Raw genomic sequence first — 5,405 nt, 5'->3', positions numbered from 1 at the left:
TTGTGGTTTCCGAAACGGTTGTTGTTTCGGGACCGCATAGTGGACGCAGCGTTTCTTGCCACACGCTGTTGGTGTGGTGTTTGTGGTGTAAGTTGTCGGCCTATTAGTACGGGTCGGCTTCACGAGTCTTTGGTCCTCGCTTCCACGTCCCGCCTATCAACCCAGTGGTCTGCTGGGGGCCTCTCACCATAAATGGTATGGAAATCTCATCTTGAAGCGGGCTTCCCGCTTAGATGCTTTCAGCGGTTATCCCATCCGAACGTAGCCAATCAGCGGTGCACTTGGCAGTACAACTGACACACCAGAGGTTCGTCCGTCCCGGTCCTCTCGTACTAAGGACAGACCTTCTCAAATTTCCTGCGCGCGCAGCGGATAGGGACCGAACTGTCTCACGACGTTCTAAACCCAGCTCGCGTACCGCTTTAATGGGCGAACAGCCCAACCCTTGGGACCTACTCCAGCCCCAGGATGCGACGAGCCGACATCGAGGTGCCAAACCATGCCGTCGATATGGACTCTTGGGCAAGATCAGCCTGTTATCCCCGAGGTACCTTTTATCCGTTGAGCGACGGCCGTTCCACAACGTGCCGCCGGATCACTAGTCCCGACTTTCGTCCCTGCTCGAGCTGTCGCTCTCACAGTCAAGCTCCCTTGTGCACTTACACTCGACACCTGATTGCCAACCAGGCTGAGGGAACCTTTGGGCGCCTCCGTTACTCTTTAGGAGGCAACCGCCCCAGTTAAACTACCCATCAGGCACTGTCCCTGACCCAGATCATGGGCCGAAGTTAGGAATCCGGTACGGCCAGAGTGGTATTTCAACGATGACTCCACCCGAACTGGCGTCCGGGCTTCAACGTCTCCCACCTATCCTACACAAGCCGCACCGAACACCAATACCAAACTATAGTAAAGGTCTCGGGGTCTTTCCGTCCTGCTGCGCGTAACGAGCATCTTTACTCGTAGTGCAATTTCGCCGAGTTCATGGTTGAGACAGCGGGGAAGTCGTTACTCCATTCGTGCAGGTCGGAACTTACCCGACAAGGAATTTCGCTACCTTAGGATGGTTATAGTTACCACCGCCGTTTACTGGGGCTTGAATTCTCAGCTTCGCCTTGCGGCTAACCGGTCCTCTTAACCTTCCAGCACCGGGCAGGAGTCAGTCCGTATACATCGTCTTGCGACTTCGCACGGACCTGTGTTTTTAGTAAACAGTCGCTTCCCCCTGGTCTCTGCGGCCCCGATCCCCTCCCACACGCAAGGTGTGTTCAAGGTTGGGGCCCCCCTTCTCCCGAAGTTACGGGGGCATTTTGCCGAGTTCCTTAACCATGATTCTCTCGATCGCCTTGGTATTCTCTACCTGATCACCTGTGTCGGTTTGGGGTACGGGCGGCTGGAACCTCGCGTCGATGCTTTTCTTGGCAGCAGAGGATCACCGGATCACCCCGAAAACGGGGCGCCTATCGGGTCTCAGGCATCGTGAACGGCGGATTTGCCTACCGTTCGCCCTACACCCTTGGACCAGGTCGATTCCATTGCCTGGCCCGGCTACCTTCCTGCGTCACACCTGTTAATACGCTTACCTCCCTGGCTCGGGTCCCGCGCCGCGCACCCGGTGGGCTCCCCGAAGGGAACCCGGTGGGTGTTTGGGGCGGTTAGCATCGCCAGCTCGGTATGGGCGGTTCTTCGCCGGTACGGGAATATCAACCCGTTGTCCATCGACTACGCCTGTCGGCCTCGCCTTAGGTCCCGACTTACCCAGGGCAGATTAGCTTGACCCTGGAACCCTTGATCATTCGGCGGACGGGTTTCTCACCCGTCTTTCGCTACTCATGCCTGCATTCTCACTCGTGCCGGCTCCACAACTGGTTCACACCGCTGCTTCACTGCCGGCACGACGCTCCCCTACCCACCCGGACGGCTGGACCACGAAGGCCTGCCTCAATATCCGGATGACGCAACTTCGGCGGTGTGCTTGAGCCCCGCTACATTGTCGGCGCGGAATCACTTGACCAGTGAGCTATTACGCACTCTTTCAAGGGTGGCTGCTTCTAAGCCAACCTCCTGGTTGTCTTCGCAACTCCACATCCTTTCCCACTTAGCACACGCTTGGGGGCCTTAGTTGGCGTTCTGGGCTGTTTCCCTCTCGACTATGAAGCTTATCCCCCACAGTCTCACTGCTGCGCTCTCACTTGCCGGCATTCGGAGTTTGGCTGACGTCAGTAACCTTTTGGGGCCCATCGGCCATCCAGTAGCTCTACCTCCGGCAAGAAACACGCAACGCTGCACCTAAATGCATTTCGGGGAGAACCAGCTATCACGAAGTTTGATTGGCCTTTCACCCCTACCCACAGCTCATCCCCTCCATTTTCAACTGAAGTGGGTTCGGTCCTCCACGCGCTCTTACACGCGCTTCAACCTGGCCATGGGTAGATCACTTCGCTTCGGGTCTAGATCACGCCACTGCATCGCCCTATTCAGACTCGCTTTCGCTACGGCTTCCCCACACGGGTTAACCTCGCGACGTAACACTAACTCGCAGGCTCATTCTTCAAAAGGCACGCCGTCACCCCAACAATGGAGGCTCCGACGGATTGTAGGCACACGGTTTCAGGTACTGTTTCACTCCCCTCCCGGGGTACTTTTCACCTTTCCCTCACGGTACTTGTCCGCTATCGGTCATTAGGTAGTATTCAGGCTTACCAGGTGGTCCTGGCGGATTCGCACGGGATTTCTCGGGCCCCGTACTACTTGGGATACCTTCACAGGGCGGCGGAAAGCATTACGGCTACGGGACTCGCACCCCCTATGGTCCGGCATTCAAACCGGTTCGCCTATACTTCCGCACCTCGCCCCACCAGTCCGGCAGAACTGATATGGATGGTCCCACGACCCCGGCCATGCAACGCCCGCCGGCTATCACACATGACTCGGTTTAGCCCCATCCGCTTTCGCTCGCCACTACTCACGGAATCACTGTTGTTTTCTCTTCCTGCGGGTACTGAGATGTTTCACTTCCCCGCGTTCCCTCCACGCAGCCTATGTGTTCAGCTGCGGGTCACACAGACACTCGCGCGCTGTGCGGGGTTTCCCCATTCGGAAATCCTGGCGTCAACGTCCGGTTATCGACTCGACCAGGCTTATCGCAGATTCCCACGTCCTTCTTCGGCTCCTAATGCCAAGGCATCCACCGTGCGCCCTTGAAAACTTGACCACAAACAGGCCAAGCAAAGAGCTATCTACAAATCGAGAGAACCACACGGACAACCGGACCCGCAAAGGGCCAAGCCACCGGGGTTCTCAAATCAAAGAAATTGCTATTTGCACGGGAAAACACCACAAAGGGCGTTCCCCGGTACAAGATGCTCGCGTCCACTATGCAGTTCCCAAACAACAACCCCAACACACCCACACCCCACCACCAACACCCCCGCAAAAAGGGGATGCCGGAACCGGCGGGCCTAGGCCATGCGCGGGGACAACCAAGACACACAACCGAACCTCCCAACACACACCCCGCACAACCGTGCGGAACATGCGCCGAAGGGCGCGGGCCTGTTGCCTCAGGGCCCAACAGTGCGCCATGGACCCGCCCCGACACCGACCCGGACCACCGCTTTCCAACCCCCCCCAAAAGGGGAGGCGTACTCGCACGGTCCAGGCACACGCCGGAACAGGCCACAATCCGTTGACATTCCACCCATGAGCACCCGCCGGCCGACAAACGCGGCCGCAACGGGCAAACACTGAACAAAACCCCCCACACTCAAGTGCGGACGGCGTTTGCTAGCTGCTCCTTAGAAAGGAGGTGATCCAGCCGCACCTTCCGGTACGGCTACCTTGTTACGACTTAGTCCCAATCGCCGGTCCCACCTTCGACGGCTCCCTCCCACAAGGGGTTGGGCCACCGGCTTCGGGTGTTACCAACTTTCGTGACTTGACGGGCGGTGTGTACAAGGCCCGGGAACGTATTCACCGCAGCGTTGCTGATCTGCGATTACTAGCGACTCCGACTTCATGGGGTCGAGTTGCAGACCCCAATCCGAACTGAGACCGGCTTTTTGGGATTAGCTCCACCTCACAGTATCGCAACCCTTTGTACCGGCCATTGTAGCATGCGTGAAGCCCAAGACATAAGGGGCATGATGATTTGACGTCGTCCCCACCTTCCTCCGAGTTGACCCCGGCAGTCTCCCATGAGTCCCCGGCATAACCCGCTGGCAACATGGAACGAGGGTTGCGCTCGTTGCGGGACTTAACCCAACATCTCACGACACGAGCTGACGACAACCATGCACCACCTGTGAACCGGCCCCAAAGGGGAAGCCGTGTTTCCACGGCGGTCCGGCCCATGTCAAGCCTTGGTAAGGTTCTTCGCGTTGCATCGAATTAATCCGCATGCTCCGCCGCTTGTGCGGGCCCCCGTCAATTCCTTTGAGTTTTAGCCTTGCGGCCGTACTCCCCAGGCGGGGCACTTAATGCGTTAGCTACGGCGCGGAAAACGTGGAATGTCCCCCACACCTAGTGCCCAACGTTTACGGCATGGACTACCAGGGTATCTAATCCTGTTCGCTCCCCATGCTTTCGCTCCTCAGCGTCAGTTAATGCCCAGAGACCTGCCTTCGCCATCGGTGTTCCTCCTGATATCTGCGCATTTCACCGCTACACCAGGAATTCCAGTCTCCCCTACATCACTCTAGTCTGCCCGTACCCACCGCAGATCCGGGGTTGAGCCCCGGACTTTCACGGCAGACGCGACAAACCGCCTACGAGCTCTTTACGCCCAATAATTCCGGATAACGCTTGCGCCCTACGTATTACCGCGGCTGCTGGCACGTAGTTAGCCGGCGCTTCTTCTGCAGGTACCGTCACTTTCGCTTCTTCCCTACTGAAAGAGGTTTACAACCCGAAGGCCGTCATCCCTCACGCGGCGTCGCTGCATCAGGCTTTCGCCCATTGTGCAATATTCCCCACTGCTGCCTCCCGTAGGAGTCTGGGCCGTGTCTCAGTCCCAGTGTGGCCGGTCACCCTCTCAGGCCGGCTACCCGTCGTCGCCTTGGTGGGCCATTACCCCGCCAACAAGCTGATAGGCCGCGAGTCCATCCCCAACCGCTAACACTTTCCACCCCCCACCATGCGGCGGAAGGAGAATATCCGGTATTAGACCCAGTTTCCCGGGCTTATCCCAGAGTCGGGGGCAGGTTACTCACGTGTTACTCACCCGTTCGCCACTAATCCCCCCAGCAAGCTGGGGATCATCGTTCGACTTGCATGTGTTAAGCACGCCGCCAGCGTTCATCCTGAGCCAGGATCAAACTCTCCGTAAAAAAATACAGACACAACCAAGAAGACCCAAGGAAAATCGGGCCAACGATTGCACCAAGCAAAACAATCCCGGCAAAAAA

2 rRNA genes are annotated in these 5,405 nt (G+C 57.7%); both read right to left on the bottom strand.

Annotated elements, in window-relative coordinates:
• Positions 1-82: 82 nt before the first annotated feature.
• Positions 83-3,214, bottom strand: a 23S ribosomal RNA gene (locus ACHAAJ_RS15520).
• Between the two features lie 587 nt (positions 3,215-3,801).
• Positions 3,802-5,327: ribosomal RNA gene (locus tag ACHAAJ_RS15515) — 16S ribosomal RNA — on the bottom strand.
• The 16S and 23S rRNA genes sit together here, the layout of an rRNA operon.
• Positions 5,328-5,405: the final 78 nt, after the last annotated feature.

The organism is Arthrobacter arnarulunnguaqae (assembly GCF_051262515.1).
In the GTDB taxonomy this organism is placed as follows: Bacteria; Actinomycetota; Actinomycetes; order Actinomycetales; family Micrococcaceae; genus Arthrobacter_N.
The sequence above is the reverse complement of the archived record's forward strand: the minus strand, read 5'-3'. Positions and strand labels throughout refer to the sequence as shown.